24 protein-coding genes are annotated in these 26,161 nt (G+C 72.6%); 15 read left to right on the top strand and 9 right to left on the bottom strand.

Annotated features, from left to right (window positions below):
• Position 1 precedes the first annotated feature (1 nt).
• The 8 genes from Q5694_RS03045 to Q5694_RS03010 all read left to right on the top strand — a co-directional run bounded on the left by Q5694_RS03045 (position 2) and on the right by Q5694_RS03010 (position 11,639).
• Complete coding sequence (locus Q5694_RS03045) at positions 2 to 2,251, top strand: RICIN domain-containing protein (protein ID WP_333930380.1); 2,250 nt, start codon at positions 2 to 4, stop codon at positions 2,249 to 2,251.
• A complete protein-coding gene (locus Q5694_RS03040) occupies positions 2,248 to 3,531 on the top strand; it encodes a ThuA domain-containing protein (RefSeq protein ID WP_333930379.1) in 1,284 nt (427 codons plus the stop codon). Before Q5694_RS03045 ends, Q5694_RS03040 begins: the two co-directional genes overlap by 4 nt.
• A gap of 214 nt (positions 3,532 to 3,745) precedes the next feature.
• Positions 3,746 to 4,858: a PP2C family protein-serine/threonine phosphatase gene (locus Q5694_RS03035; protein WP_333930573.1), complete on the top strand. Its 1,113-nt coding sequence runs from the start codon at positions 3,746 to 3,748 to the stop codon at positions 4,856 to 4,858.
• A gap of 209 nt (positions 4,859 to 5,067) precedes the next feature.
• Positions 5,068 to 6,261, top strand: coding sequence for a carboxylate-amine ligase (locus Q5694_RS03030; protein ID WP_333930378.1), 1,194 nt, complete (start codon positions 5,068 to 5,070; stop codon positions 6,259 to 6,261).
• Between the two features lie 208 nt (positions 6,262 to 6,469).
• Positions 6,470 to 8,254, top strand: a complete 1,785-nt coding sequence (locus Q5694_RS03025; RefSeq protein ID WP_333930377.1) for an N-acetylglutaminylglutamine amidotransferase — start codon at positions 6,470 to 6,472, stop codon at positions 8,252 to 8,254.
• Positions 8,227 to 10,542 carry an alpha/beta fold hydrolase gene (locus Q5694_RS03020; RefSeq protein ID WP_333930376.1) on the top strand — a complete coding sequence of 772 codons (2,316 nt, stop codon included), beginning with the start codon at positions 8,227 to 8,229 and terminating at the stop codon, positions 10,540 to 10,542. Before Q5694_RS03025 ends, Q5694_RS03020 begins: the two co-directional genes overlap by 28 nt.
• A gap of 380 nt (positions 10,543 to 10,922) precedes the next feature.
• Positions 10,923 to 11,228, top strand: a complete 306-nt coding sequence (locus Q5694_RS03015; protein WP_333930375.1) for a hypothetical protein — start codon at positions 10,923 to 10,925, stop codon at positions 11,226 to 11,228.
• A 273-nt stretch (positions 11,229 to 11,501) separates the two neighbouring features.
• Positions 11,502 to 11,639, top strand: coding sequence for a hypothetical protein (locus Q5694_RS03010; RefSeq protein ID WP_333930374.1), 138 nt, complete (start codon positions 11,502 to 11,504; stop codon positions 11,637 to 11,639).
• On the opposite strand, the gene Q5694_RS03005 is transcribed toward Q5694_RS03010, so the two are convergent.
• From Q5694_RS03005 to Q5694_RS02995, 3 genes are all read right to left on the bottom strand, one after another.
• Entirely contained in the window at positions 11,636 to 12,961 is a 1,326-nt protein-coding gene (locus Q5694_RS03005) for an acyltransferase family protein (RefSeq protein WP_333930373.1), read from the bottom strand. The two genes, Q5694_RS03010 and Q5694_RS03005, sit on opposite strands and share 4 nt — an antisense overlap.
• A gap of 113 nt (positions 12,962 to 13,074) precedes the next feature.
• Positions 13,075 to 13,893, bottom strand: a complete 819-nt coding sequence (locus Q5694_RS03000) for an SGNH/GDSL hydrolase family protein (RefSeq protein WP_333930372.1) — start codon at positions 13,891 to 13,893, stop codon at positions 13,075 to 13,077.
• Between the two features lie 133 nt (positions 13,894 to 14,026).
• Complete coding sequence (locus Q5694_RS02995; RefSeq protein WP_333930371.1) at positions 14,027 to 14,884, bottom strand: polysaccharide deacetylase family protein; 858 nt, start codon at positions 14,882 to 14,884, stop codon at positions 14,027 to 14,029.
• Between the two features lie 146 nt (positions 14,885 to 15,030).
• On the opposite strand from Q5694_RS02995, the gene Q5694_RS02990 reads away from it, so the two are divergent.
• From Q5694_RS02990 to Q5694_RS02980, 3 genes are read left to right on the top strand one after another with little or no spacing between them, the layout of a single operon-like run.
• A complete protein-coding gene (locus Q5694_RS02990; protein ID WP_333930370.1) occupies positions 15,031 to 15,735 on the top strand; it encodes a response regulator transcription factor in 705 nt (234 codons plus the stop codon).
• Positions 15,732 to 17,204, top strand: coding sequence for a sensor histidine kinase (locus Q5694_RS02985; RefSeq protein WP_333930369.1), 1,473 nt, complete (start codon positions 15,732 to 15,734; stop codon positions 17,202 to 17,204). The genes Q5694_RS02990 and Q5694_RS02985 overlap by 4 nt, the downstream gene beginning before the upstream one ends.
• Positions 17,201 to 17,749 (top strand): hypothetical protein, encoded by a 549-nt coding sequence (locus Q5694_RS02980; RefSeq protein WP_333930368.1) that lies wholly within the window; start codon positions 17,201 to 17,203, stop codon positions 17,747 to 17,749. The genes Q5694_RS02985 and Q5694_RS02980 overlap by 4 nt, the downstream gene beginning before the upstream one ends.
• A gap of 41 nt (positions 17,750 to 17,790) precedes the next feature.
• Here Q5694_RS02980 and Q5694_RS02975 read toward each other — a convergent pair whose 3' ends face one another.
• On the bottom strand, positions 17,791 to 18,168 hold the full coding sequence (locus Q5694_RS02975) for a nuclear transport factor 2 family protein (RefSeq protein ID WP_333930367.1): 378 nt from the start codon (positions 18,166 to 18,168) through the stop codon (positions 17,791 to 17,793).
• 175 nt (positions 18,169 to 18,343) lie between these two features.
• On the opposite strand from Q5694_RS02975, the gene Q5694_RS02970 reads away from it, so the two are divergent.
• From Q5694_RS02970 to Q5694_RS02960, 3 genes are all read left to right on the top strand, one after another.
• Positions 18,344 to 18,799: a tellurite resistance TerB family protein gene (locus tag Q5694_RS02970; protein ID WP_333930366.1), complete on the top strand. Its 456-nt coding sequence runs from the start codon at positions 18,344 to 18,346 to the stop codon at positions 18,797 to 18,799.
• A 794-nt stretch (positions 18,800 to 19,593) separates the two neighbouring features.
• Complete coding sequence (locus tag Q5694_RS02965; RefSeq protein ID WP_333930572.1) at positions 19,594 to 20,583, top strand: GlxA family transcriptional regulator; 990 nt, start codon at positions 19,594 to 19,596, stop codon at positions 20,581 to 20,583.
• Between the two features lie 130 nt (positions 20,584 to 20,713).
• Positions 20,714 to 21,352 (top strand): HD domain-containing protein, encoded by a 639-nt coding sequence (locus tag Q5694_RS02960; RefSeq protein ID WP_333930365.1) that lies wholly within the window; start codon positions 20,714 to 20,716, stop codon positions 21,350 to 21,352.
• 43 nt (positions 21,353 to 21,395) lie between these two features.
• Here Q5694_RS02960 and Q5694_RS02955 read toward each other — a convergent pair whose 3' ends face one another.
• The gene (locus Q5694_RS02955) at positions 21,396 to 21,995 is read right to left on the bottom strand and encodes a TetR/AcrR family transcriptional regulator (protein ID WP_333930364.1); all 600 of its coding nucleotides are present in this window, start codon (positions 21,993 to 21,995) and stop codon (positions 21,396 to 21,398) included.
• A 144-nt stretch (positions 21,996 to 22,139) separates the two neighbouring features.
• Between Q5694_RS02955 and Q5694_RS02950 the strand changes: the two genes are divergently transcribed.
• Positions 22,140 to 23,021, top strand: a complete 882-nt coding sequence (locus Q5694_RS02950) for an NAD(P)-dependent oxidoreductase (protein WP_333930571.1) — start codon at positions 22,140 to 22,142, stop codon at positions 23,019 to 23,021.
• A gap of 79 nt (positions 23,022 to 23,100) precedes the next feature.
• Here Q5694_RS02950 and Q5694_RS02945 read toward each other — a convergent pair whose 3' ends face one another.
• From Q5694_RS02945 to Q5694_RS02930, 4 genes are all read right to left on the bottom strand, one after another.
• Positions 23,101 to 23,718: a TOPRIM nucleotidyl transferase/hydrolase domain-containing protein gene (locus Q5694_RS02945; RefSeq protein WP_333930363.1), complete on the bottom strand. Its 618-nt coding sequence runs from the start codon at positions 23,716 to 23,718 to the stop codon at positions 23,101 to 23,103.
• Between the two features lie 114 nt (positions 23,719 to 23,832).
• Positions 23,833 to 24,690, bottom strand: a complete 858-nt coding sequence (locus Q5694_RS02940) for an endonuclease/exonuclease/phosphatase family protein (RefSeq protein ID WP_333930570.1) — start codon at positions 24,688 to 24,690, stop codon at positions 23,833 to 23,835.
• Positions 24,691 to 24,888: 198 nt separating this feature from the next.
• Positions 24,889 to 25,347, bottom strand: coding sequence for a PPOX class F420-dependent oxidoreductase (locus Q5694_RS02935; RefSeq protein ID WP_333930362.1), 459 nt, complete (start codon positions 25,345 to 25,347; stop codon positions 24,889 to 24,891).
• Positions 25,348 to 25,463: 116 nt separating this feature from the next.
• On the bottom strand, positions 25,464 to 26,111 hold the full coding sequence (locus Q5694_RS02930; protein ID WP_333930361.1) for a TetR/AcrR family transcriptional regulator: 648 nt from the start codon (positions 26,109 to 26,111) through the stop codon (positions 25,464 to 25,466).
• Positions 26,112 to 26,161: the final 50 nt, after the last annotated feature.

Below are 26,161 nucleotides of genomic sequence, written 5' to 3'. Positions count from 1 at the left end.
CATGCTTCCTGCTCCCCGACCGGCTTCCGGCAGCCGCCCGAGGCCCGCCCGCACCGCTCCGCACAGACACCTCGTCGCCGCCCTGGCGGCTGCCGCCACCGTCTTCTCCCTGGTCGGCGCCGTTCCCCCGGCGCAGGCCGCTTCCTTTGCACCCGCCGCCGCGGCCGCGCTGCCCGACGGCTGGTCCACGGTGGTGAACAGCGGCAGCGGCAAGTGCCTGGACGCCCGCGCGGCGGCCACCGTCAACGGCACCGCCGTGCAGCAGTACACCTGCAACAACAGCACCGCCCAGCAGTGGAGCTTCACGCCGACCGGCGACGGCTACGTGCGCATCGGCAATCGCAACGACGCGCAGCAGGTGGTGGACGTCAGCGACGTGTCCACCGCCGACAACGCGGCCGTGCACCTGTGGACGTACGGCGGCGGCGACAACCAGCAGTGGCGTGCCGTCGACGAGGGCGGTGGCGCCTATCACTTCGTCAACCGGCACAGCGGCAAGTGCCTGGACGTCCCGTCGGCCTCGACGGCCGACAGCGTCCAGCTGGTGCAGTACACCTGCAACGGCACGGCGGCGCAGCGCTTCCAGGTGTCCCCGGTGAACACCGCCCCCGGCGACGCCGACCTCGGCCCCAACGTGGTCGTCTTCGACCCGAGCATGCCCTCCTCGACGATCCAGAGCCGGCTGGACTCCATCTTCCGGCAGCAGGAGACCAACCAGTTCGGGTCGCAGCGCTACGCGGTGATGTTCAAGCCCGGCACCTACAGCAACGACGTCAACGTCGGCTTCTACACGCAGGTGCTGGGCCTCGGCCAGTCGCCCGACTCGGTGACCATCAACGGCGCCGTGCACGTGGAGGCCGACTGGTTCCCGCCGCAGAACGCCACCCAGAACTTCTGGCGCGGCGCGGAGAACCTGTCCGTGAACCCCGCCGGAGGCACCGACCGCTGGGCCGTCTCCCAGGCATCCGGCTACCGGCGCATGCACGTGCGCGGCAACCTCGAACTCAGCGACGGCGGCTGGTCCAGCGGCGGTTTCATGGCCGACAGCAAGATCGACGGACAGGTGCGCTCCGGCAGCCAGCAGCAGTGGCTCACCCGCAACTCCCAGCTCGGCAGCTGGACCGGCTCCAACTGGAACATGGTCTTCGTCGGCAGCCAGGGCGTGCCGGGCAACACCTTCCCCAACCCGCCCTACACGACCGTGAACCAGACCCCGACCGTCCGCGAGAAGCCCTTCCTCCACGTGGACGGGGCCGGCGCCTACAAGGTGTTCGTCCCCTCCCTGCGGACCGACTCCTCCGCCACCACCTGGGCCGGGGGCAACGCCGCCGGCACCTCGCTGGGCATCGACCAGTTCTTCGTCGTCAAGCCGGGCGCGACCGCGGCGCAGATCAACGCGGCGCTCGCCGAGGGCAAGAACCTGCTGGTCACTCCGGGTGTCTACCACCTGAACGAGACCCTGCGCGTGACCCGGGCGAACACCGTCGTCCTCGGCCTCGGGCTCGCCACCTTCATCCCGGACAACGGCGTCACGGCCATGACGGTCGCCGACGTCGACGGCGTGAAGATCGCCGGGGTCCTCTTCGACGCGGGCACCACCAACTCCCGGACGCTGGTGGAAGTCGGGCCGTCGGGCGCGTCCGCCGACCACGCGGCGAACCCGACCTCGCTGCACGACGTGTACTTCCGCGTGGGCGGTGCCGCCGTCGGCAAGGCGACCACGAGCCTCGTGGTCAACAGCGACGACGTCATCGGCGACCACATGTGGATCTGGCGCGGCGACCACGGCTCGGGCATCGGCTGGAACGCCAACACCGCCGACACCGGACTCGTCGTGAACGGTGACGACGTGACCATGTACGGCCTGTTCGTCGAGCACTACCAGAAGCACCAGACCATCTGGAACGGCAACGGCGGCCGCACGTACTTCTACCAGAACGAGATGCCCTACGACCCGCCCAACCAGGCCGCCTGGATGAACGGTTCGACCCAGGGTTACGCCGCCTACAAGGTCGCCGACTCCGTCACCAGCCACCAGGCGTACGGGCTGGGCAGCTACTGCTACTTCAACGTCAACCCGTCCGTCACCGCGGAGCGCGCCTTCGAGGTGCCGAACCATCCCGACGTGCGGTTCCGGAACATGGTGACCGTCTCGCTCGGCGGCACCGGCACCATCCGGCACGTCATCAACGACCGGGGCGGGCCGTCGAACTCCTCGACCAACGTGGCGAACCTGGTGAGCTACCCGTGAGGCGGCTCGTTGCACGGCTGCTGCTCCTGCCGGCGCTGGTGCTGGGGCTGATCGCCCCGGCCCACGCCGGGCCCGCGGCCTCCGCCGCCGTCCGGGCGCCCGCGTTCGAGGTCATCGCCTTCTACAACGGGACCTGGGACGCCGCCCACATCGACTTCGTCAAGGAAGCCAACGCGTGGTTCCCGCGGGCCGCGGCGGAGAACGGCTTCGCCTACACGGCGACCACCGACTGGAACCTGCTGGCCAACGGTGGGGTGAACGACTACCAGGTCGTCCTCTTCCTGGACGACGCGCCGCAGACCGCGGCCCAGCGTGCCGGATTCGAGCGGTACGTCAGGGCCGGCGGGGGCTGGATGGGCTTCCACGTCTCGGCGTTCACCACCGAGGCCGGCTCCTGGCCCTGGTTCTACGACTCCTTCCTCGGCAGCGGCGACTTCCGGTCCAACACCTGGGGGCCCACCACCGCGGTGCTGCGCACCGAGGACCGTACGCACCCGGCCACCGCCGCGCTGCCCGCGACGTTCACCTCGTCGGTCAGCGAGTGGTACAGCTGGTCCAACGACCTGCGGGCCAACCCGGACATCGAGGTCCTGGCGTCGGTCGACCCGTCCAGCTTCCCCCTGGGCACCGACCCCGACCAGTCGTGGTACAGCGGCTACTACCCGATCCTGTGGACCAACACCCGGTACCGGATGCTGTATGCGAACTTCGGGCACAACGCCATGGACTACGACACCAACACCCGGCTGTCCTCGACGTTCGCGAGCGCCACGCAGAACCGCTTCCTCATCGACGGCCTCAAGTGGCTCGGCGGGGCGGGGAACGGACCCGCCCCCGGCGACCCGATCTCCGGGACGGCCTGGTACTCGCTGGCGGACAGCGCCCACGGCACCTGCGTCGACGCGCGGGCGGCGGCCACGGCCGACGGCACGGCCGTGCAGCAGTACACCTGCAACGGGACCGCGGCCCAGCAGTGGCAGTTCCGCGCCACCGACGGCGGCTACGGCCGGTTCGCCGCCCGCGGCAACCCGCAGCAGGTCGTCGACGTCACCGAGGTCTCCACGGCCGACGACGCCCCCCTTCAGCTGTGGTCCTACGGAGGTGGCGGGAACCAGCAGTGGCGGCCGGTGCGGGAGGCGGACGGCGGCTACCGCTTCGTCGCCCGGCACAGCGGCAAGTGCCTGAGCACCACGGGGACGGCGGCCGCGGGCACGCAGCTGGTGCAGCGGCCGTGCGACGGCTCGGCCGGGCAGAGATTCCGGCTGACGGCCCACTCCTGATCCACCACCGGGGCCCGACGGCACACCGCCGCCGGGCCCCGGTCCCCCGGCTGCTCGCCGCGGCCGTCCCGGTGCGGGCACGGCGGCAGGGACCGGCGCCCCAGGTGTGCACCTCCCGAAGCGGGATAAAAGAGGTGGCGACCGAAAGGGGGTTGCCGTGGCCGTCGAGTTCGATCTGGGAGAGGTGCTGGCGGCTGCCGAGGACGCCGCTCCGATGGAGTCGGTCGACGTGGTGGCCGGCTATCTGCAGAAGCGCTTCGGAGCCGTGTCGACCTCCTTCCTGTTCCTCGACTTCGTGGGCCAGGAGCTGGTGCGGCTCAAGGCCGCGGGCGCCGGCTCCGAGGACGTGGGCGCCGAGCGCACGCCCTTGCGGAACAGCCCCTACGACCGGGTCCTGCGCACCCAGCGGCTGCACCGGGAGACGGACGCGGAGGGCAGACAGCGCGTCATCGCCCCGGTCACCAACCGCGGCGACTGCGTCGGCGTGCTGGAGATGACGCTGCCCCACGCCGACGAGACGGTGCTGCGGCACGTCACCGAGGCGGCGCACGCGCTGGCGTACATCATCGTCACCGACCGGCGCTTCACCGACCTCTACCAATGGGGCCAGCGCACCAGCCCGCTGACCCTGGCCGCGGAGATCCAGCACCAGCTGCTGCCCTCGGCGTCCTGCTGCGAGGCACCGCAGTTCACCGTCGCCTGCGCCCTCGTCCCCGCGGACGACATCGGCGGCGACACCTACGACTACTGCCTCGACCGCGACACGCTGCATCTGTCGCTGACCGACGCCATGGGACACGACGTCGACTCCGCCCTGCTGGCCACGCTGCTGCTCGGCGCCCTGCGGGGTGCCCGCCGGGCCGGGTGCAACGTGCTGGAGCAGGCCCGTCAGGCGCACCAGGCGATGCTGACGCACGGCCGCGGCGCCCTGGCCACGGGGCAGCTGCTGTGCATCGAGTTCCAGGAGGAACGCGTCGAGCTGATCAACGCGGGCCACCCCTGGCCGCTGCGGCTGCGCGACGGTGCCGTGGAGGAGATCCGTCTCGCCGTTAACCTGCCCTTCGGCGTGGCCTCCCCGGTCCCCTACCGGATCCAGCAGATCGACCTGCGGCCCGGGGACCGGCTGTTGCTGATCACCGACGGCATGCAGGATCGCAGGGCGGCCGCCGTCGACCTGCGCGCCCTGCTGCACGACACCCGTGACCTGCACCCCAGGCAGGCGGTGCAGGTCCTCACCAACGCCGTGAAGGACGCCTGCGACGGCCATCCCGAGGACGACGCCACGGTGATGTGCCTGGACTGGCACGGCCGCGCCGGCTCCGCCTGACCGGTACGCGCCGGACCGCCGTCTCCGTCGCGGGGCCTGGGGCGGCCGAGGCTGGATCGCTCATCTGAGGCTGCTGAGCCGCACGTGGCACATCGCATGCTTGTACGGCCCAGGTCAGGGCACTCGGTAGGCGCGGATCGGCCTCCGCCGCGGCCACAGGGGCCGCGGCCTTGCGGCGGCCGACGTAAGACCCGCCAAGGGGAGAGACCGTGACGTTGCGTATCGGGGCAGAAGAAGAATTCCACGTGGTGGACGTGGAGAGCGGGCGCTTGGTGCCACGGGGACGAGACGTGCTCGAGCGGCTGGACAGACCCGGATTCACCACCGAGCTCCAGCGGTCGTCGGTGGAGCGCAACAGCGAGGTGCACGACACCCTCGACGCCCTCCACGCCGACCTCGCCGGGGCCAGGCGCCGGCTGGACGCGGCGGCGTCCTCCCTCGGCCTCGCGGTGGTGGCGGCCGGTACGGTACCGCTGGCACAGCTCGGCTCCGAGGACGTCACCGACGACCCCCGCTACCGGCACATGGCCGACGAGTACCGCAAGCTCGTGCACGAGCAGCTCGTGTGCAGCGCCCAGATCCACGTCGACGTGCCCGACCGGGACACCGCCGTGCGCGCGATGTGCCTGGTGTCGCCCTGGCTGCCGCCGCTGCTCGCGCTCTCGGCGAGCTCGCCGTTCTGGCTGGGCTCGGACACCGGCTACGCCAGCTGGCGCACGATGGTGTGGCAGCGCTGGCCCACCACCGGCCCGGCCGGCTGCCACGGCAGCGCCCAGGAGTACGACGCCGCCGTCGCCGAGCTGATCGGCTCCGGCGTCATCAGCGACGCCGGGATGCTCTACCACGACGTACGGCCCTCGGCGCACCAGGGGACCCTGGAGCTGCGCATCTGCGACGCCTGCCCGCGGGCCGAGACGGTCGTCCTGGTCGCCGGGCTGTTCCGGGCGCTGGTGCGCGACGCGTGCGAACGGCTGGAGAAGGACAGCGGCCCGGTCTGCGACGGCCACCACGAGTGGCTGCGCGCGGCCACCTGGCGCGCCGCCCGCTCCGGCCTCGAGGGGCCCCTGGTCGACCCGCGGACCCGGCGGGCGGCCCCGGCTGCCGCGGTGCTGCGCCGGATGCGCGACCGCCTGCGTCCGGCGCTGCAGGCCGCCGGTGACTGGGACGCCGTGAGCACCCTGCTGGACGAGGCACTGGCCGCCGGGAGCGCCGCCCAGCGGCTGCGGCGCATGGCGGCCCGCGAGGACCTGCTGGCCAGCGTCGACCTCCTGGTCGACGAGACGCGCGGCGGACGCACCTCCCGGCGCACCGCCCCTGCCACCCTGCGGCCGGTGACCGGCGGCGGGACGGCCGCGGCCCGCCCGGCACTGCGCCGGAGCACCGCCGGAGGAATCGCAGGCTGAGTCCCGTGCCGCACCACCCTCTCGTGTTCTCCCCGGCTTCCCGCCGACCCCGCAGGTCCGGCCGCGCCGGTCTGCCGACACCATCGTTGCGATCGAGGAGTTGTTCCCCCATGCCCAGCTCGTGGCCCCTTTCCCCGGCGCCGCACGCCGTCTCCCCCGTGCCGCGGCCCGCTCACGTCGTGGACGGCGACGGAAGGGGGTGGGTCTGATGTGCGGTCTCAGCGGCGAGATCCGCTTCGACGGGCGGCGGCCGGACATCGCGGCGGTCGAGCGCATGACCGACCGCCTCGCACCGCGAGGCCCCGACGGGCGCGGGCTGTGGTCCCAGGGGCCGGTGGCCCTCGGCCATCGCCGGCTCAAGATCATCGGTCTGTCGGAGACCGGCGCCCAGCCCATGACCGACCCGGGCGGCCGGGTGGCCGGCGTGTTCAACGGCTGCGTCTACAACTACCGTGAACTGCGCGACGAGCTGCGCGGTCTCGGCCACACCTTCTTCTCCGACTCCGACACCGAGGTGGTGCTGAAGGCGTACGAGGAGTGGGGTACCGCCTGCGTCGAGCGCTTCTACGGCATGTTCGCCTTCGTGCTGGTCGAGCAGGACACCGGCCGTGTGGTCCTCGGCCGTGACCGGCTCGGCATCAAGCCGCTCTACCTCACGCAGACCTCCGACCGGCTCCGCTTCGCCTCGTCGCTGCCCGCGCTGCTGGCCGGCGACGACATCGACACCTCCCTCGACCCGGTGGCGCTGCACCACTACTTCAGCTGGCACGCCACGGTCCCCGGCGAGCGCACCGTCCTGAACGGCGTGCGCAAGCTGCCGCCCGCCACCGTGCGTGTCATCGAGCCGGACGGCACCCACCGCGACCACTGCTTCTGGCAGCCCGACTACGTCCGCCGCCCCGAGCACGCCGGGATGAGCGCCGACGACTGGACGGACGCCGTACTGGAGTCGCTGCGCACCGCCGTACGCCGCCGGATGGTCGCCGACGTGCCGGTCGGCGTGCTGCTGTCCGGCGGCCTCGACTCCAGCCTCATCGTCGCCCTGCTGGCCCAGGAGGGGCAGCGCGACCTGGCGACCTTCAGCGTCGGCTTCGAGTCCGAAGGGGGCGAGGAGGGCGACGAGTTCCACTACTCGGACCTGGTGGCACGGCACTTCGGCACCGACCACCACCAGCTGATGGTCCCCTCCGACCGTGTGTCCCAGGCGCTCGACGGCGCGATCGCCGCCATGAGCGAACCGATGATGAGCCACGACGTGGTGGCCTTCCACCTGCTGTCCGAGCAGGTCGCCAAGGAAGTCAAGGTCGTGCAGAGCGGCCAGGGCGCTGACGAGGTGTTCGCGGGCTACAGCTGGTACCCCGCCATGGCGAACGTGCCGCGCGAGCGCGCCGCGGAGGCCTACATCGACACCTACTCCGACCGCTCGCACGCCGACCTCGCCCGCATCCTGGAGCCGGCCCTGCTCCCCTCGCAGGACGTGTCCGCGGAGTTCGTACGCCGGCACATGGCGGCGCCGGGCGCCGAGACCGCGCTGGACGCGGACCTGAGGCTCGACACGCACGTGCTGATGGTCGACGACCCGGTCAAGCGCGTCGACAACATGACGATGGACTGGGGCTTGGAGGCACGGGTGCCGTTCCTCGACCACGACCTGGTCGAGCTGGCAGCGGCCTGCCCGCCCGAACTGAAGCTCGCCGACGGCGGCAAGGGCATCCTGAAGGCCGTGGGGCGCAAGGTACTGCCCCGGGAGGTCGTGGACCGGCCCAAGGGCTACTTCCCCGTGCCGGCCATCAAGCACATGGCCGGTCCGGTGCTGGAGCGGGTCCGCGAGGCCCTGACCGCCCCCGAGGCCAAGGGCCGCGGAGTGTTCCGCCAGGAGTACGTGACCGAACTGCTCGCCGCGCCCGACGCGCACCGCACCCGTCGTGGGGCGAACACGTTGTGGCAGGTAGCTTTGCTGGAGATATGGCTGCAGACGCACGGGATCAACTAACCGGCAGGCGCGCGGAGCGGGCCGCCCCGCCCCTGTGGGCCGGGGCTCCGGAGACGACCGCCCCACCCGCTCCGGGGCCACCCCGGCCAGTGACGGACGGGCGTGACACCGCCGCCCGGTTGTGGGACCTGCTGGACGCCGGCCCGGCGTCGGACCCGGCCTCCGGCGGCTCGCTGCCCGCGCCCGCGCCCCTGCACCTGCCCGACGCGACTGCGGCCGACGACGGGCCCACCGTGCTGGCGGGGCACGGATGCTGGTACCCCTCGGCCGACCCGGGCGGACGGCAGGTGGCGTTCATCTGCGACCGGCGCGGAGTACCACAGTTGTGGGCCGGGCCCGTCGACGGCGACGTGCACCTGCTGGACGCCGACCCCGACCCGGTGATCGAGGTGTCCTGGTCTCCCGACGGCCGATGGATCGCGTACACGACCGCTCCCGAGGGCGGCGAACTGACCCGCGTGCTGTGCGTACGCCCCGACGGCACCGGGCGGCGCGTCCTGGCCGGAGCCGAACCGGGCAGCTCCGCCCATCTGGGGTGCTGGCGGCGCGACGGTTCGGCGGTGGCCGTGACCGTCGCGGAACCGCCGGCGAACACGGCCGCGGGCGGAGCGGACGCTGCACCGCTACGGGGCGAGAGCGGGGTCCCCGGCTCCTCCCTGCCGCCCGGCTGGGACACGCGGGACGGCCACGCCGTCCTGCTGGGCGGGCAACCGTCCGCCCCGGCGCCCTCGTTCGTCCTCACCGGCGACGACCGCACCCCGGACGGCCACCGTCCCGGCGGTGAGGAGCCGGTGCCGCTGACGCTGTCCACGTACCTCGTCGACCCCGAGGGCGCCTCGGCGCCGGTGTTCCTGGCGAGCGAGCGCGGCGCGGCCACCCTGCGGGTGTGCGACCTCAGCCGCGACGGGCGGCTGGCGCTGTTGCGCCGCGGGCCGCGCGGCCGCCGCGAGGCGCTGGTCGTCGACACCCGCGATCTGCGGATCACCTGCGCCCTTCCCGTCGCCGACGGCGATCCGTGGATCGGCGGCTTCTCCCCCGACGGCAGGACGGTGTGGCTGCGCAGCGACCACGACCGGGAGTTCGCCGCCCTGTACGCGCTGCGCCTCGACGCGCGGGGACGTCGCACGGGCCTCACCGTGGCGGCGGAACGCCCGGACTGCGGGCTCGAACTGCTGGCGGTGGACCGCGACGGCCGGGGCGCCGCGCTCGCCTGGAACGTGCGCGGGGTCAGCGAACTGGAGATCGTCGCCCTGCACACGGCGGCCGCGGCGGAGCACGCGGACACGGCGGCGGGCGGGACGGCTCCCGCCCGGGCCGGGGCCGCACGGGAGGTGCCGCTCCCCCACGAGGTCGTCACCCGCATCGCCTCCACCGCCGACCCCGACGGCCCGGTCGTGGCGTTGTCCGGATCGCAGCGCCGGCCGGGTCTGTGGTGGCTGCACCAGGGCACGGCCCTGCGCACCCCCTGGTCGTCCCGGGACGAGGACACGGTCCCCGGTGACCGTCCGCCCGTGCGGCCCGCACCCATGCGTCCGACCGCGCGGGACGGGCTCACCCTCGGTGGCTGGTACTACCGCGCACCGGGCCGGGCGCCCGGCGAGCCCGCGCCCTGTGTCATCCATCTGCACGGCGGCCCCGAGGACCAGGAACGTCCCGTGTTCGACCCGCTCTACCACGAGCTCGTCGGCCGGGGACTGGACGTCTTCGCCCCCGACGTGCGGGGCTCCTCCGGCTACGGGCGCTCCTTTGTCGACGCCGACCTGGGCACGGGACGCTTCGCCGCGATCGACGACGTCGCGGACTGCGCGGCCCACGCGATCCTGGCCGGGCTGGCCGATCCGAGGAGGCTCGCCGTCATGGGCCACTCCTACGGCGGTTACCTGACCCTGGCGTCCCTGGTGTGGCATCCGGACCTGTTCCGCACGGGCGTCGCCGTCTGCGGCATGTCGGACTTCGCCACGTTCTTCGCCGGGACCGAGCCGTGGATCGCCCGGTCGGCGGCGCACAAGTACGGGCACCCGGAGCACGACCGGGACCTGTTGCGCTCCCTGTCGCCGATGAGCCGCATCGACGCCCTGCGTGCGCCCGTGATGGCGGTGCACGGTCAGCACGACACCAACGTGCCGCCGGGTGAGTCCGAGCAGTTCGTCCGGGCGGCCAGGGAACGCGGTGTGGAGGCGGAGCTGGTCATCCTCCAGCACGAGGGGCACGACTTCCGCCGCGCCGACAACCGCCGCCTCTTCCGCCGCACCGCCGCGGACTGGATCCAGCGCCATCTGGCGGGCTGAACGCAGCGTCCGTGCGGTGGGCGAGCTTGCCGCCGGCGGTCGCGGTGAGCGCGAAGGCGCCCGGCCGGCATGGTCCAGGCGAAGTCCGGGCGTTTCGAGGCTCGCGGGCCCATGCCGCCGGGTCACGCGGCAGCGGCCGGCAGACCCGGCCTGGAACCCTGCCTGTCGTCCACGAACGGAAAGCCGCATGCGGCCCACCCGCGGACCCGCGGGCAGGTGCTCCAACGCCTCCCCGCTGTCTCCCTGCCGCGCCAGACGGGGGAGCTTCGCCCCTGGTCGGCGATCCAGTGCCGGATCGCGCGAAGCGTCCCGTACGGTGCTGCGCCAAGGCAGCTTGTCGCGGCCTCTGGCGGCAAGCACACAGGAAGTGAGGTGCCGTCGTGGCTGTCCGGGACAAAAGCGCCACCATCGGGGCAAGCGGGATCGAGCAACTCCACCTCTCCGTCGCGAAGCAATGCACCGTCGAGATCCGTCAGCCCCGCGACACCTTGACTCTCAGCCGTCGCAAGAACGGCGTCAACCTCGACCTGATCGAGGACGATCCCAACTTCACCGGCCTCTTGACCTCTCAGACCATCCCCTGGGGCACCATCCGGGCACTCGGACCCCAAGGGCTTCAGATCCTCTACCGTGTACGAACCGGCAGAGACGTCACACTCGTCCCGGAATTCGAGTTCGAGGACTGAGCACCCCACGCCGGCTGGTGCGGTCGGCGGCGAGGAAAGGCCGGTGACCGTGAAGCCGGGTGTGTGGGTGTGTGGTGTCGAGCACCCGCGCGAGACGGGACGAACTCACCCAGGAACAGCCGGCCGCCACTACGGGAACTGGGCATGGACCGGGCAAAGCCGGCGACGGTCCCGCAAGCCGTCCCGGACGGCCTCTGACCGTCTTCTCGCGCCGTGACCGGACCCCGGGCCTCTCAGGGCCCGGGGTCCGATGCCGTGTGCGCACCCCGGGCGATGCGACCTGACCGCCTGCAGTACGCCTTCCGCACCACCACCCCCTCGCCCGGGCGCCGTGACGCCCACGGCCGTCGGCGCCACCCCGCACGCCTGCACCGCGCCCGCCCCGACCTCTCCCCCACCGACGTCCCCTAGCTTCCGAGCTCGCACGCGGACCGGGAGGCGGGGTCAACGAGCTGGGCGAGGCACGAACGGTGGCTGGTGTCCGCTTCTGCGTCCAGGCGCGTGACGTCTACGGAGCCGGCGCCGGGGTCGGGCCGCGGTATGAGGGCCCACAGGGCGGCGAGGACGACCAGGGTGATGCAGAGGGCGGCTGCGCCGGTTCGACCGTACGCCCAGCGTGCGTGGAAGCGTACGGGGTCCTCCACCAGGGTCTTGGAGAGCCGGGCGGTGGCGAGGGAGACGGTCAGCAGGACGGCCGTTCGGCTCCAGCCGGTCAGGTCGAGGCGGTCTTCGTCCAGCAGCAGGTAGATGGGCCAGTGCCATAGGTAGAGGCTGTAGGAGAGGGTGCCCAGCGCGCGCAGCGGCGGCGCGGCGAGGGCTCGGCCGACGGGGGTGTGCGGGGAGCGGGCGACGAGGGCGATGAGGAGGGCGGCGGTCAGGGCGTGGAGGAAGAGTCCGCCGTGGAAGAGGCCGGGGAAGGTCTGGCCGTCGGCGGTGATCCAGTACGCCGTGATCGCTGTTGCCAGGACGGCGCTCCACCAGGCGGTGGCTCGTTCGCTCACGCGGTTCAGGAGACGACGGGCTGGTTCGGTGGCCATCAGGGAGCCGAGGAGCAGGGAGAAGGCGCGGGTGTCGGTGCCTTCGTAGACGCGGGTGGTGTCGACCGGGTCGACGAGCGCGACCATGGCGAGGAGGGAGAGCACGGCCCCTGTGGCGGCCGTGATCGCGACACGTCGGTCGCTCGTGCCGGTGGTGCCGCCGCGGGCGAGCAGGGTGATCAGCAGTGGCCAGAGGAGGTAGAACTGCTCCTCGACGGCGATGCTCCACAGGTGGCTGAAGACCTGGGTGTCCGAGGACTGCCAGTAGCCGACCCGGTCGGCGATGAAGTGCCAGTTGACGAGGTTGGCCGCGACCCACGGGGTGTCGTCGAGCGCCTGGCGCACGACGGGCGGTGTGCTGAACGCCCGGACGAGCAGCAGGGTGCCGGCGACCATGAGGGCGAGCGCCGGTACCAGTCGGCGTGCGCGCCGTCCCCAGAAGGCAGCGAGGTCGATGCGGCCGCGGTGGGTGCGGGCTTCCTTCAGGAGCAGGCCGGTGATGAGGAAGCCGGAGAGGACGAAGAAGAGGTCCACGCCGAGGAAACCGCCGCCGAAGTGGCCGGCGTGGAAGAGCAGTACGCCGAGGACCGCCAGTCCCCGCAGGCCGTCCAGGGCGGCGACGTGGTGCCGGCGAACCGGGGCGGGGGCAGTGCGGGCGCGGCGGCGGGAGCGCGGGGCAGGCGTGTGCGTGGCCAAGAGGTCTACCTCGGGGGCTGGCGAGGCGGCTCGGGCCGGCGGGCTGGGAGCCGTCTCGCGGGGCATGGGGCGTGTCGGGCAGGGAGGTGCCGGGCGGCCGGCGCCCCCGGGCGTTACGCGCAGCCGATCTGCCCGAAGACCTTCTCGCCGGTCCATGACCCGTTGGCCCACTCCTGCGGCCGGGCGGGGGTGAAGGAGTACCGCTTGTTCAGCTCCTTGCCGAACCAGGCGGCGAAGGCGGCCGATCCCTGCTGGCAGGAGTGGATGCCGTCCTTGCTGCGCTGCGCCTTGGCTGCGGTGGCGTCCGTTCCCCACAGCGCGGAGGCATCGAGGAAGTGAACGCCGTCCGGGTCGTTGTCGGCGACTTCGCGGGCCGACTGCGGGGCCGTCCTGATGGCGGCCTCGTGCTTCTTGTAGAAGTCGTCGAACTTGAAGGGAGGGGCGGAGACGAGGAGGAGTTCGGCGCCGGCGTCGCTCACGGTCTTGGCCAGGCGTTCGTATCCGGCGCGCTGTTCGTCGGCGGTGCCCCAGTCGTAGGTGGTGATCTGATAGGCGACGACATCGGGCTTGAACGCGGCGAGCCTCTTGGGCAGTTCGTCCCAGGTGGGGGCGGCTGTTTCGCCGATGACGCCGCCACCTCCCGCGACGGCCATGGAGGCGAACGCGGCGCCGCCGGCCTTCATCGCGGCGCCCAGGGCGGGGGCTTGGACCTCGCCGACGGAGTCGCCCATCCACAGCAGCTTGTGCGGCCTGGTGTCGTGGGTGGCGGTCTCCGCCGTCCTGCTCCGACCGCCGTCCGGGCCCGAGTCCTGGACGCCCGTGCCGGAAGTGGACCCCTGACAGGCGGTGAGACCGGTGACGGCGGCAGTCGCGGCGACAGCGAGGCCGACGGTACGGCGGGCGGGGCGGCTGGTGGTGAGGTTGTTCGTCATGTCTCCAGCGGAACCTTTCGGCGTGGGGAGTGGGCGGCTCGTCATCGCTTCGTCACGAAGCGGGCAAGCAGCTGTCATGGGGGGCGTACGGCCTCGTCGCGGCGGCCGGGCGCCGAGGGGGCGGGGGAATCGGTCAGCCGGCCTCGGGGAAGCTGAAGGCGTAGCCCTGCTGGGTGAACCAGGGCAGGAGCCGCTCCAGGGCCTGCATGGACTGGGCACGGTCGCCTCCGCCGTCGTGGAGGAGGACGGTCGGTCCCTTGGCGATCTGCGCCTGGACCGCGCGGACGATCCGGTCGGTGCCGGGCTGTTCGTAGTCGCTGGGGTCGACGTTCCATCCCAGGCTGCGCATGCCGTGGGCGGCGGCGATCTGGCGGCTCTCGGGAGTGAAGGCACCGCCGGGGGCCCGGTAGTACCAGACGCGTGCACCTCCGGACGCCGTGTCGATCATCCGTTTGGCGTCCAGGATCTCCTCGGCCTGGTAGGAGACCGGCTTCGTGTCCATGGCGGTGTCGTGGCGGACGGAGTGGTCGCACAGCCGGTGCCCCTCGGCGACGATCCTCCGTACGAGGTCGGGGTGGGCCGCGGCGACGGGGCCGGTCAGGCAGAAGACGGCCTTGGCCCGGTGCTGCCGCAGGAGGTCGAGCGCCTTCGGGGTCCAGCGGGGATCCGGGCCGTCGTCGAGGGTGATGTTCACGGTCTTCCCGGGGTCCTCGGACTCACGGACGATGGTCATGTCCACCGAGGGGTGCGGCAGGGCGTCGTTGGGCGTCGCACCCCGGTCGCCGGTGGCGGTCCCGCTCGCGGGGCGTCCAGGGCGGTGGCCGCTGTCGAGAAGAGTGAGGGCCGCGCTCCCGGTCAGGGCCAGGCCGGCCGTGACCGCCACGGCCAGGCGTACGAAGCCGCTCCTCCCGGCCGCTGCCCCGCGCCCCGTCGTACCGCTCGACCGGCGGCTCGACCCGGCTCCGACCTTGCTGTGCTGCGCATCGTTCATGCCTTCGACGGAACCGGTCCGGGCGACGAGGGCGGCAGGGCGTCATCGTTTCATCACGAAAAGCGGAACCTGTCGTCATACGCTTCGAGCACTCTGGTCGAACAGACACCGAAGCCCTTCGACGACAGGAGACGAGCACCCCCGCCATGGCACGAGTCCTGCTGATCGAAGACGACATCGCCGTCCAGAAGGGCGTCACCCTCGCGCTCAGGCGCCGCGGACACGGGGTGGAGGTCGCGGCCAGCGGTGAGACCGGACTGCTCGCGCTCGAACGCCACCGGCCCGACCTCGTCCTGCTCGATCTCATGCTGCCCGGGATGAGTGGCCTGGAGGTGTGCCGGCGCATCCGGGAGAGCAAGCAGGTGCCGATCATCATCCTGTCCGCCCGCGGCGACGACATCGACACGGTGATCGGCCTGGAGGCAGGGGCCGACGACTACATCGTCAAGCCGGCCGGCGGTGAAGTCCTGGAGGCACGGATCAAGGCGGTCCTGCGCCGGGTCGCCCCCGCTCAGGACCGCGAGCGCGCCGAACCCGCCCCCGCCGCTGACGAACGGCACGGCGACCTGACCGTGGACCGCACGGCGCTGATCGTGTCCAGGAACGGCACCGAACTCGCCCTGGCCCCCTCCGAACTCAAACTCCTGCTGTTCCTCTCCGCCACCCCCGGCCAGGTCTACAGCCGTCCGCAGCTCCTGGAGCAGGTCTGGGAGCACTCCTTCTACGGCGACGCCCGCCTCGTGGACGCCTGCGTGATGCGCCTGCGGGCCAAGCTCGAGGACGACCCCCGCGCGCCCGTGTACGTGCAGACCGTACGGGGCTTCGGTTACCGTTTCGGGCCTGTCGCATGACCCTTCGGCTCCGCGTCCCGCGCGGGCTGAGGGTGCGGCTCGTGGTCGCCTTCCTGGCCGCCGTCGCCTTCGGGTCGCTGCTCACCGCCGGTCTCACCTTCCACCAGGCCCGCTCCGCGATCCTGGACCGCACCCAGGACAACGCCGTCGCCGACCTGCGCGCCCAACTCGACTCCCTCGCCCCCGGTCTGCCCTTCCCGCCCCGCACGGAAGACCTGCGGGACCTGACACTGCAGCTCGACCAGGCCGGCGGCGCCCACACCTGGCACACCTCCGCCTCCTACCAGGACGGTCCCCTCGTCATTGCCTCCTCCGGGTCCCCACCGCCCCCGAGTGAGCTCCGCCAGGCGGTGAGGGACGACGCCGACGCCGCCTACCAGCGCGTCGAGCATGACGGGCGTCCCTGGCTCGCGCTCGCCATGCCCGTCTCGTACGCCGACGACCCCGCGCGGCCCGACAGCCCGTCCCGGCCCCCCGGACTGACCGTCTACGCCGCCTTCCCCCTCGACGACGCCCAGGCGGATATCACCGCCCTGCTCACCGCCGCCCAAGCCGGCGCGGTTCCCGCACTCGCTCTCGCCCTCGTCCCCGCTCTGTTCGCCGCCCGCCGCGTCCTGCGCCCCGTACGCCGGCTCCACGACGGCGCCGAACGCATCGCCGCCGGCGAACTCGGCACCCGCCTCCACACCGACGGCCACGACGAACTCGCCGACCTCACCCGCACCTTCAACACCATGGCCGCGGCCCTGCAACGAGACGACGCGGAACTGCGCCGTATGGAGGCCGGCGCGCGCCGCTTCGCCGCCGACGTCGCCCACGAACTGCGCACCCCGCTCGCGGCGATGACCGCGGTCACCGAAGTCCTCGACGAGGACGCCGCCTCCGGAACCCTCCCGCCCGACACCGCCGACGCCGTCCGCCTCATCAGCGACGAGACCCGCACCCTCGCCCGCATGGTCGAAGACCTGATGGAAGTCTCCCGCTTCGACGCCAAGACCACCCCCCTGTCCCCCGAGCACGTGGACCTGCGCACCCTGATCGGCAAAACCCTCCGGCTGCGCGGCTGGGACGACGACGCCCGCGTCACCACCGACCTCACTCGACCCGTCCCCGTTCACGCCGACCCCCGCCGCATCGACGTCATCCTCGCCAACCTCGTCGGCAACGCCCTGCGCCACGGCCACCCGCCCGTCACCGTCCGGGCGCGGGCCGAGCACGACCGGGCGATCCTCACCGTCACCGATCACGGCCCCGGCATCCCCGACCACGCCCTGCCCCACGTCTTCGACCGCTTCTACAAGGCCGACACCGCCCGCACCCGCTCCGAAGGCAGCGGCCTCGGCCTCGCCCTCGCCCACGAGAACGCCCTTCTCCACGACGGCTCCCTGACCGCCGCCAACGCGTCCACCGCTGGAGCCGTCTTCACCCTCACCCTGCCCCTCGACCCCACCCCGCCGGAACCTCGATGAACGCGCGCACCCGTGCCCGTGCCGCCCTGGCAGTCGGCCTGACCGCCTTGACCGCCGCCGGCTGCGGCATCAGCCCCACCGGTCCCGTCCCCGCCGGACCCCCCGCCTCCGGCATCCAGCGCCCCGGCACCGAAGCCCGCAACGTCCAGCTCTACTTCGCCGGCCCCTACGGCCTGCGCGCGGTCAACCGGCCCACCGACCGACCGCTCAGCCCCCAGCAGGCGCTCGACCTCCTCCTGGAAGGCCCCACCCGGGCCGAACGCGAACGCGGCCTGACCACACAGGTCCCCCCGATGGCAGGCCAGCTCACCGCCACCCCCACCAACGGCGCCGTCGACCTCTACGTCCCCGGCACCGTCAGCAGCGGCGACCTCGACGTCACCGCCGTCGCCCAACTCGCCTGCACCGCTGCCCACGCCCACATCCCCGGCAACCGCCCCGCATTTCGGGTCGACATCCGTATCCACGAGAATCTCGTCCCGTCACAGACCCCCTGGACAGTACGTTGCGGTCCCAACGGCACCCTGGCACCCGTGACCCCGTGACCCCGTGACCGCTGACCCCGTGACGGCGTCGCACGGGCGGCTCAGTGGGCGGACGGCTCGATCTCGCCCGCGAAGACGATGATCTGGTCGATGAGGCTCCGGCGCAGATGGACCACGTCGGTGCCCACGAGGCGGGGACCTCCGCCCGGAGTGGTGAACACCCACTGGTACCGGGCCCACTCGTCGGGCATGTCGACCGCCGAGCAGCGCACCATCGTGCCGGTCCCCGCCGGGTGGCGCCGGATGTCCCGCACGAACCGTTCGACCGCCTCGATGCCCTCACTGCGCCCCAGCGGCCCCCAGAAGACGACGTCCGAGGTCAGTGCCTGCGACAGCAGATCGGTCACATAGCCGTCGTCCGAGGCGTTGAAGGCGGAGATGAACGTGTCGATCGCGGCCTGCGCGGTCTCTTCATGCATGTCCCAGTAATACCAGCCCGTCACGGGCCGGGTCCGGCCCGCGAGGTGCCCCTGCGGTCCGCGAACGCGCACCGGTCCGAGCCGCCCGGCCGACCTCCTGCGGCACACGACCCCGCACCACCTGATAGCTTCTACAGTGCTGTAGAAATCACCGACACGTTCACGGAGTTCACTCATGGCACTGTGGGACCGCCTCAAGGAGTCCGCCTCGGCGATGCAGACCCAGCTCGTCGCGAAGAAGAACGACCTCAAGAGCGGCGCGTTCCGCGACGCGAGCATGGCCGTGTGCGCCTTGGTGGCCGCCGCCGACGGCTCCGTCGATCCGTCCGAGCGGCGGCGGGTGGCCCAGCTCATCGCCACCAACGAGGTCCTGCAGAACTTCCCCGCCGACGACCTGCGCCGTCGCTTCGAGGAGAACCTCGACAAACTCGCCGCCGACTTCGACTTCGGCAAGGTGGGCGTCATGCAGGAGATCGCCAAGGCGAAGAAGAAGCCGGCCGAGGCGCGGGCCGTCATCCAGATCGGCATCGTCATCGGCGGCGCCGACGGCGACTTCGACAAGGACGAGCAGGCGGTGGTCCGCGAGGCGTGCTACGCGCTCGACCTGCCCCCGCACGAGTTCGACCTCTGACCGGCCGTCAGGCCGTCCTCGGCGTCCCTCGTTCGCCGATCGGACGAGCCCGAGCACGGCCGGGCGTCCGGGGCCCCGCGTGAAGGTGACGCTGGACCGGCCACCGCGGCGGGCCGCCGGGCGGGCACGGGGGCGGCCCGCCGTGGTGGTCTCAGCCCTCCGGCACCCGGACGGCCGGCATCGGGGTCGCGGTCGACGCAACGGCGGCAGCGGAGCGGGCACCGGCGCGTTCGTGGTGCCGGGCGGTGACGTCCACCCGCGCGCCCCGGTCGGCCGCGACCCCGTCGAAGCGACGCGGGCGCTCCCGGGGCGGTCCGGGTGGCGTCCGTCTGCACCGGGGCGTCGCCTCGGCGCCGCGGACCCGCTCCACGGCAGGCCCGCCACGACGCACCGGACGGTGACGCACAAGCGCGACGAACGTCGTCCGGGGACGCGAATGGAACCCGACGCCCTACGCCCGGGGCGGCACGGTCCACCCGTCGGCGGGTGACCTCGCCGGGCACCTGGGCATCAGCCCGTGCCACCTCCCCCGGCCCACGTGCGACGAGCTGTCCACTCGGCGCAGGCCGCGCTCCTCGCGGGCTTCCCGAGCTGCGCGCGCCTGCGCCGGGTCCTCGCCCGCGAGGTGTCCCAGGGCCCCGCCGCCCACGAGCGGCGTTCGCGCACCACACGGCGTGACGACCGCGACCGGACCGCCGTACCGACGGCAGGGGCCCGGCACAGCCGCCCGCAGAGCGAGGAGAATGTACGGTACGTGCTTCCGCCGGGGAGCCGGGAGGCCGAGGGTGAGGACGATGGAGCCGAGCGAGCACAGCATCGGTGTACTGGTGTTCGACGGTATGAAGATGCTCGACCTGTCCGGGCCGGCCGAGGTCTTCACCGAGGCCAATCGGTTCGGCGCCCGCTACCGGCTGACCATCGTGTCGGCCGGCGGCCGCCCGGTCGCCTCCTCCATCGGCGTCCGGGTGCCCGTCGACACCGACGTGACCACGGCCCCCGCCTTCGACACCCTGCTGGTGGTCGGGGGCGACCGGATCCCTGAGGGCCACGTCGACCCGGACCTCGCCGCCGCCGCGCGGAAACTGGCCTCCCAGGCCGGCCGGGTCGCCTCGATCTGCACCGGCGCGTTCGTCCTCGGCGCGGCGGGCCTGCTCGACGGCAAGCGGGCCACGACCCACTGGCAGCACACCGAGCTGCTGGCGCGACGCTGCCCCACGGCCCGCGTCGAGCCCGACGCGCTCTTCGTCCGGGACGGCTCCCTCTACACCTCTGCCGGGGTCACGGCGGGCATCGACCTCGCCCTCGCCCTGGTGGAGCAGGAGCACGGCGCGGACCTGGCCCGCAGCGTCGCCCGGTCGCTGGTGGTGTACATGCAGCGGGCGGGCGGGCAGTCGCAGTTCTCGGCGTCCCTGCAGGGGCCGGCCCCGCAGACGCCGGTGCTGCGCCAGGTCCAGGACGCCGTCCAGGCCGATCCGACCGCCGATCACAGCCTGGAGGTCCTCGCCGCGCGCGTGCGGGTCAGTCCCCGGCACCTGACCCGCATGTTCCGCACGGAGCTGGACACGACGCCCATGAGGTACGTGGAGCTGATCCGTTTCGACATGGCGAAGGCCCTGCTGGACTCGGGGCACAACGCGACGGAGGCGGCAGCCCGATCCGGTTTCCCCAGCTACGAGAGCCTGCGCCGCGCGTTCGCCCGTCATCTGGGCATCTCCCCGACGAGATACCAGCGCCGTTTCACCACGACGGGTCCCGGCTCGCGCGCCCCTCAGGGCTCCCGGTGAGGCCCGGCCGCGACCGCCGCCGCGCGGGCATGGCCGTTTGTGAGGGGTTGACGGCCATCCGGTAGCGGACGCGGGGGCGCCGGCCGACGGAGGGTGGAGGCACCGACCACCTCTGCCAAGGAGAACCGTCATGAGTGAGAAGATCGCCGGTGTCGTCGTCCCCGACAGCACGCTCGTCCGCGAGGCCACGGATCTGATCCGCAGTACCACCCCGCCGTTGATCTTCCACCACTCCCGGCGGGTGTACCTCTTCGGCAGCCTGCAGGCCGAGGTGCTGGGCCTGCGTCCCGACCCCGAACTGCTGTACGTGGCGGCGCTGTTCCACGACACCGGGCTGGTCGAGCCCTACCGCAGCGACGACCAGCGATTCGAGATGGACGGCGCCGACCAGGCCCGCGCGTTCGCCCTGACCCACGGGCTGTCCGAGTCCGACGCCGACACGGTCTGGACGGCTGTCGCGCTGCACACCACGCCCGAGGTGCCCTACAAGCTGGCGCCGGAGATCGCGGCCACCACCGCGGGGGTGGAGACGGACGTGCTCGGCCTGAACCTGGGCAACCTCACCCGGGCCCAGATCGACGAGGTCACCGCGGCCCACCCGCGCCCGGACTTCAAGCGGCAGATCCTGCAGGCGTTCACGGAGGGGTTCCGGCACCGCCCGGCGACCACGTTCGGCACCGTGAACGCGGACGTGCTCGCGCACTTCGTGCCCGGTTTCCGCCGCGTCGACTTCGTGGACGTCATCACCGGCTCCGACTGGCCCGAGTGAGCGGTACCCGGTCCGAGTGAGCGGTGCGGCGTTCCCGGGAACCTCAGTCGTCGTTCGACGCGACCGCCGCGTCGAGCACGGGGCCCAGTTCCCGGGCCACGGTCGTCAGAGGGCCTACGTCCTGCTCGGCCCGGGCGAGGAGGATGGCCCCCTCCAGGCTGCTGATCATGAGCGTGGCGAGTCCGCCGGCCCGCTCCCCCGGCACGCCCATCGCCCTCAGGGCGTCGGCGACCGCCGAGGTCCACCTGCCGAAGGCGGCGGACGCGGCCCGGCGCGTGGAGGGGGCCGATTCCGCGCAGTCGACCGTGGCGGCCGCGACCGGGCAGCCACCGGCGAACCCGGCCGTCTCGTACTCGTCCGTCCACTGACGCACCATCGCGGCGAACAGTGCACCGGGGGTCGGCTCGGGCAGGGCGTCCAGGAACCGGGCGACCCGCTCGGCCGCGTAACCGCCCGCCCAGCCCACCGCCTCGTCGACCAGCTGCGTCTTGCCGCCGGGAAAGTAGTGCTGGAGGGAACCGCGAGGCGCGCCGGCGTCGACGGCGACCTCGCGCATGCCGGTGGAGACGACTCCCTCGCGCCGGATGAGCTGGGCGGCGCTGAAGACCATCCGCTCGCGTGGCCCCCGTGCGCGCTCCGCCATCGCCGTCCTCCGTCCACCACGCTCGCTGTCCCGTCCCCGGTCCACCCTATGACCGCCGTCATGACGACGGCTACTATGACGGCTGTCATAGTCGAGGGTCTCGGCGACGGCCTGTTCTCGGAGCGGGCGGAAGGGCGGTGCGTCATGGACGTCGGTTTCATCGGCTTGGGGGTCATGGGACAGCCCATGGCCCTGAACCTCGTCCGAGCCGGGACGCGGCTGCTGGTGTGGAACCGCACGCCCGGGCGATGCGAGCCGCTGCGCGCGGCCGGCGCCGACGTGGCGGCGAGCGCCGAGGAGGTGTTCCACCGGGCGCGCACGGTGTTGCTGATGCTGGCCGACGAGGCCGCCGTCGACGCGGTGCTGGGGCGCGGCACCCCGGCCTTCGGCGCACGCGTCGCCGGCCGCACGGTCGTCCACATGGGCACCACCTCGGCCGAGTACTCCCGTGCCCTGCAGGACGACATCCGGGCCGCGGGCGGACGGTACGCCGAGGCCCCGGTCTCCGGCAGCCGCGTGCCCGCCGAGCGGGGTGAGCTGGTGGGGATGCTGGCGGGGGACGAGGACGCCGTGGCGGCCGTGCGGCCGCTGCTCGCCCCCGTGTGCCGTGAGACGTTCGCGTGCGGGCCCGTCCCGGGCGCACTGCTCATGAAGTTCTCCGTGAACCTGTTCCTGATCACCGTGGTCACCGGGCTGGCGGAGTCCTTCCACTTCGCCGAGCGGCAGGGGCTGGACCGGGGACTGCTGCGGGACGTCCTGGACGCCGGCCCGATGGCCAGTGCCGTCTCCCGGGGGAAGGCGCCGAAGCTCCTGGAGCGTGACTTCTCGGTCCAGGCGGCAGCGGCGGACGTGCTGAAGAACAACCGGCTGATCGCGGAGGCCGCCCGCAAGGCCGACCTGGCCTCCCCGCTCCTCGACGTCTGCCACGCCCTCTACGAGGAGACGGTACGGCGGGGCCACGGGGGTGAGGACATGGTCGCGGTACTCCGCGCGATCGAGGCACGGACCGCGCGGGCGACGGCGTAGGCGAGGACGGCGCGGGCCGGAGCGGTGCGGTGCGGTGCGGGCGGGAACGGCTGGTGCGGCCGCCACGGAGCCGGCTGCCTCACAGCACGGCGAGCAGACGCTCCAGCGGTTCCGGCACCTGGCCCGCTTCGAGCGCCTCGACCAGGACGCGACCGTAGTGGATCTTGCGGCCCTTCTTCGTCCCGAGGAACCGCCGGAACTGCTGCTGCGGAGCGCGGCCCTGCTGGGCGGGCTGACGCAGGAAAGTCTGCAAGGGCCGCCCGTCCCCCTCCTCCCGGACGAGTTCCTCCACGCGCGCCACGCCCAGGGCGCGGATCAGTTCGTCCTCGAGGTCCGCCGCGCAGACGAAGAAGTCGCGCCGTGCCGCCCCGGCCGCCTCGAAACCGCGGGCGTAGTAGCCGCGTTCGGCCTCGTCGCACAGTCCCGTGAGGCGCAGGCCCAGTCCGGGTGAGCCCAGGAGGCGGGCGTAGCGCCCGACGCTCATGGCTCCGCCGATCGACAGGACGCAGGTCCCCTCGGCCGCCAGGTCCCGGCCCCGGCGGGCCGCCAGCGCGTTGACCGCGGCCACGTCGCTTTGTCCCTCGAGCAGGACGGCGACCCGCACACGCAGGTGCGACGCCAGTTCGCGTGCGGGCCCGCCGGAGTCGCCCACCGCCCACGCGGCCACCGCCTCCTCGAACTGCCCCATGTCACCCATGCACCGAGTCTCGGCCCCACGGGCGCCCGAGCGCGAGCGCGTTTCCCTCGCGGGGACCGACCGGACCCGGATGTCGGTGGCCGCGTACGGCGCTCGGCTGTCGTCCTGCGCCGGTCAGCGCCCGCCCTCTCGTCGCGGCAGGTCCAGGTCGGCGTACACCGCGTGGTGGTCCGAGGCCGGGGTGGGGTGGACCTGGTGGTCGCGGGGGGCGAGGCCGCGCAGGAAGACGTAGTCGAACTTGCTCTGCCAGTCGGTGGTCGGCCGGCACGTGCCCGTGGGTTCGGGGCGGCACTCGGGGTCGGTGTCCGTGGCCAGGGCCCACATCCCGGTGAGTTCGGGTGCTTCCGGCACCGCGTTGAAGTCGCCGAGGACGATCGCCCGGTCGTGCCGCGCCACCTCTTCGGCGAGGACCCCGACCTGGTTCGCGCGCACCTCTTCCTGGCGCCGCTGCGCGAGGTGGGTGTTGAAGACCCTGACCGGGCGGTCGCCCACGGTCGTGGTGACCGCCATGTACCCGCGGTCCTCGGACCCGCCGTCGGGGTACTCGGCGGTGACGAGGCCGGACATGGGGGCCGCCGAGAGGATCGCCTGGCCGAAGCCCCCGGGGTTCCACGGCAGACCACCACAGCGCCCCCAGCTCCTGAGGACCGACCCGTACTCGACGTGGTAGACCAGCCCGTGCAGGTGCTCCAGATAGTCGCGGATCCTCTCGACGTCCCGGACGCACGCCTCCTGCATGCCGACGACCTGCGGAGCGTACGCGGCGATCTCCGCCGCCCGCTCGACGTCGCCGACCTCGCAGGGGTTGCAGATGTTCCACGTCATGACCCGGTGGGGTACGACGTCCCGGGCGGCCTCGAGCGGTGCGGAGCTGCCGATGAGGGCACCGTTCGGTGCGCTGGGGCCGACGAGCAGCAAGCACACCGCGGCCAGGACTCCGGCGAGCAACCGCGGGCCTCTTCCGGGCACCAGAACCTCCTCAGGGCGTACGACCTCTCACGCACGAGGTTATGGGATGAGTATGTGAACCATCCGGGCCGCCCGGGGAACTGCCCGGTGACCGACGCTCCGACACCGGTCACGGGTCCGGAGCGCGACTCCGGGAGTCCTAGGGCCTGTCTGACAGTTCCCTCCTGCCTCCGGGCGACGGCGCGAATTGCCAGACGGGCCCTAGCCGTCGACGTCGATCGCCGTGCCGTAGAGGCGGTTCGCCTTCAGCCGGATCACCACGCGGCGCTCGGCGACCTGCTGCCGCAGGAACGCGTCCTCGTCCTCGGGCTTCGCGAAGTCGGGGATCATGGCGAGCAGCTCGCGGCCGGCCGCGTCGCCCGGAACCGTGGTCGGTTCGGAGATCTCGGCCTCTCCTTCGGCGACGGCGAAGGACCACACGTTTGCACCCTGCACGTGCAGCGACGCACGCGGGTCGCGACGCAGGTGCTTCACCTTGATGCGGTCGGCCGTCGTGGAGAAGCGCAGGGTGCGCGACGCGGCGTCCCAGCTGTACACCATCGTCGTCTGATGGGGGTGGCCGCTGCGCTTCACGGTGGCGAGCGTGCCGAACTGCTGCCCGGCGAGCAGCTTCGAGGCGTCCTCATCGGTCAGCGAGCGGGGCGTGGGTCGTTGAGTCATGCCCTGCTCAACGCACGGCGGGCCGGGGCCATTTCGGGAACGACCGTGAATCTCGGGCGAGTCGGGGCTCGCGCGTGATGCACGAGCGCCTGAACAGCGCGGGCGCTCCCGCCGAGTCAGACGGCTCGCCTGTCCCCCTCGTCCGCGGCGAAGAGACCGCTCCCCGCCGTGAAGAGGCGTGCGCAACGTTCCGTCATGGCCTGCGGTGTCTGGTCCGGGTGGGTGACCCACCAGCGGACCAGGGCCGTGCACAGGCCGCGCCACGCGTAGGTGAGGGCGTCGGCGTCGAGGGGGTCGGCGCAACCCGCGGTGCGCAGCAGGTCGGCCGTGCCGAGGGCGGCCAGGTCGTCGATGGCGTCGCGGTAGTGCGCGGCACGCCGGGCGGCGAAGCCACCGGGCGGCAGGGTGGGGTCGTAGAGGACGAACCATGCCTCGCGTTGTCCGTCCAGGGCTGTGAACAGGGCGTTCAGCACGCGCAGGGGCGTGGGCGGTGCGCCCGGGGCGGGTCGGGTCATGGCGGTGCGGACGGCGTCCAGCAGGCGGGTGCCGATCGGGTCGAGACAGGCGAGGTAGAGGTCCTGCTTGCTGCCGAAGTACTGGTGGAGCAGGGGCTTGGTGACGCCCACCCGGGCGGCGACGGCGGCCATGGTGGTGGCCTCGTAGCCGCGGCGGCCGAACTCCTCGGTGGCGGCCGCCAGCATCTGTCGTTCGCGAGCGGCCCTGGGCACTTTCTTGGTGCCGGCCCGGGACGGAACCGTTGGCATGCCAGCGATATTACCCTAGGGTAATTTTCCGCCGGGTAACTTCCTGCGTC

Source organism: Streptomyces sp. AHA2 (assembly GCF_036857595.1).
Taxonomy (GTDB): domain Bacteria; phylum Actinomycetota; class Actinomycetes; order Streptomycetales; family Streptomycetaceae; genus Streptomyces.
This window is presented reverse-complemented; position numbering and strand designations above follow the sequence as displayed.

Coding starts and splice junctions, on each gene's coding strand:
- Q5694_RS02960 (WP_333930365.1), top strand. CDS start 20,714: ATGAGTGAGAAGATCGCCGGTGTCGTCGTCCCCGACAGCACGCTCGTC.
- Q5694_RS03035 (WP_333930573.1), top strand. CDS start 3,746: ATGGAGTCGGTCGACGTGGTGGCCGGCTATCTGCAGAAGCGCTTCGGA.
- Q5694_RS02950 (WP_333930571.1), top strand. CDS start 22,140: ATGGACGTCGGTTTCATCGGCTTGGGGGTCATGGGACAGCCCATGGCC.
- Q5694_RS03010 (WP_333930374.1), top strand. CDS start 11,502: ATGCGACCTGACCGCCTGCAGTACGCCTTCCGCACCACCACCCCCTCG.
- Q5694_RS02990 (WP_333930370.1), top strand. CDS start 15,031: ATGGCACGAGTCCTGCTGATCGAAGACGACATCGCCGTCCAGAAGGGC.
- Q5694_RS02930 (WP_333930361.1), bottom strand. CDS start 26,111: ATGCCAACGGTTCCGTCCCGGGCCGGCACCAAGAAAGTGCCCAGGGCC.
- Q5694_RS02975 (WP_333930367.1), bottom strand. CDS start 18,168: ATGCATGAAGAGACCGCGCAGGCCGCGATCGACACGTTCATCTCCGCC.
- Q5694_RS02945 (WP_333930363.1), bottom strand. CDS start 23,718: ATGGGTGACATGGGGCAGTTCGAGGAGGCGGTGGCCGCGTGGGCGGTG.
- Q5694_RS02935 (WP_333930362.1), bottom strand. CDS start 25,347: ATGACTCAACGACCCACGCCCCGCTCGCTGACCGATGAGGACGCCTCG.
- Q5694_RS02980 (WP_333930368.1), top strand. CDS start 17,201: ATGAACGCGCGCACCCGTGCCCGTGCCGCCCTGGCAGTCGGCCTGACC.
- Q5694_RS03000 (WP_333930372.1), bottom strand. CDS start 13,893: ATGACGAACAACCTCACCACCAGCCGCCCCGCCCGCCGTACCGTCGGC.
- Q5694_RS03020 (WP_333930376.1), top strand. CDS start 8,227: ATGGCTGCAGACGCACGGGATCAACTAACCGGCAGGCGCGCGGAGCGG.
- Q5694_RS02970 (WP_333930366.1), top strand. CDS start 18,344: ATGGCACTGTGGGACCGCCTCAAGGAGTCCGCCTCGGCGATGCAGACC.
- Q5694_RS02955 (WP_333930364.1), bottom strand. CDS start 21,995: ATGGCGGAGCGCGCACGGGGGCCACGCGAGCGGATGGTCTTCAGCGCC.
- Q5694_RS03025 (WP_333930377.1), top strand. CDS start 6,470: ATGTGCGGTCTCAGCGGCGAGATCCGCTTCGACGGGCGGCGGCCGGAC.
- Q5694_RS03045 (WP_333930380.1), top strand. CDS start 2: ATGCTTCCTGCTCCCCGACCGGCTTCCGGCAGCCGCCCGAGGCCCGCC.
- Q5694_RS02965 (WP_333930572.1), top strand. CDS start 19,594: ATGGAGCCGAGCGAGCACAGCATCGGTGTACTGGTGTTCGACGGTATG.
- Q5694_RS02995 (WP_333930371.1), bottom strand. CDS start 14,884: ATGAACGATGCGCAGCACAGCAAGGTCGGAGCCGGGTCGAGCCGCCGG.
- Q5694_RS02985 (WP_333930369.1), top strand. CDS start 15,732: ATGACCCTTCGGCTCCGCGTCCCGCGCGGGCTGAGGGTGCGGCTCGTG.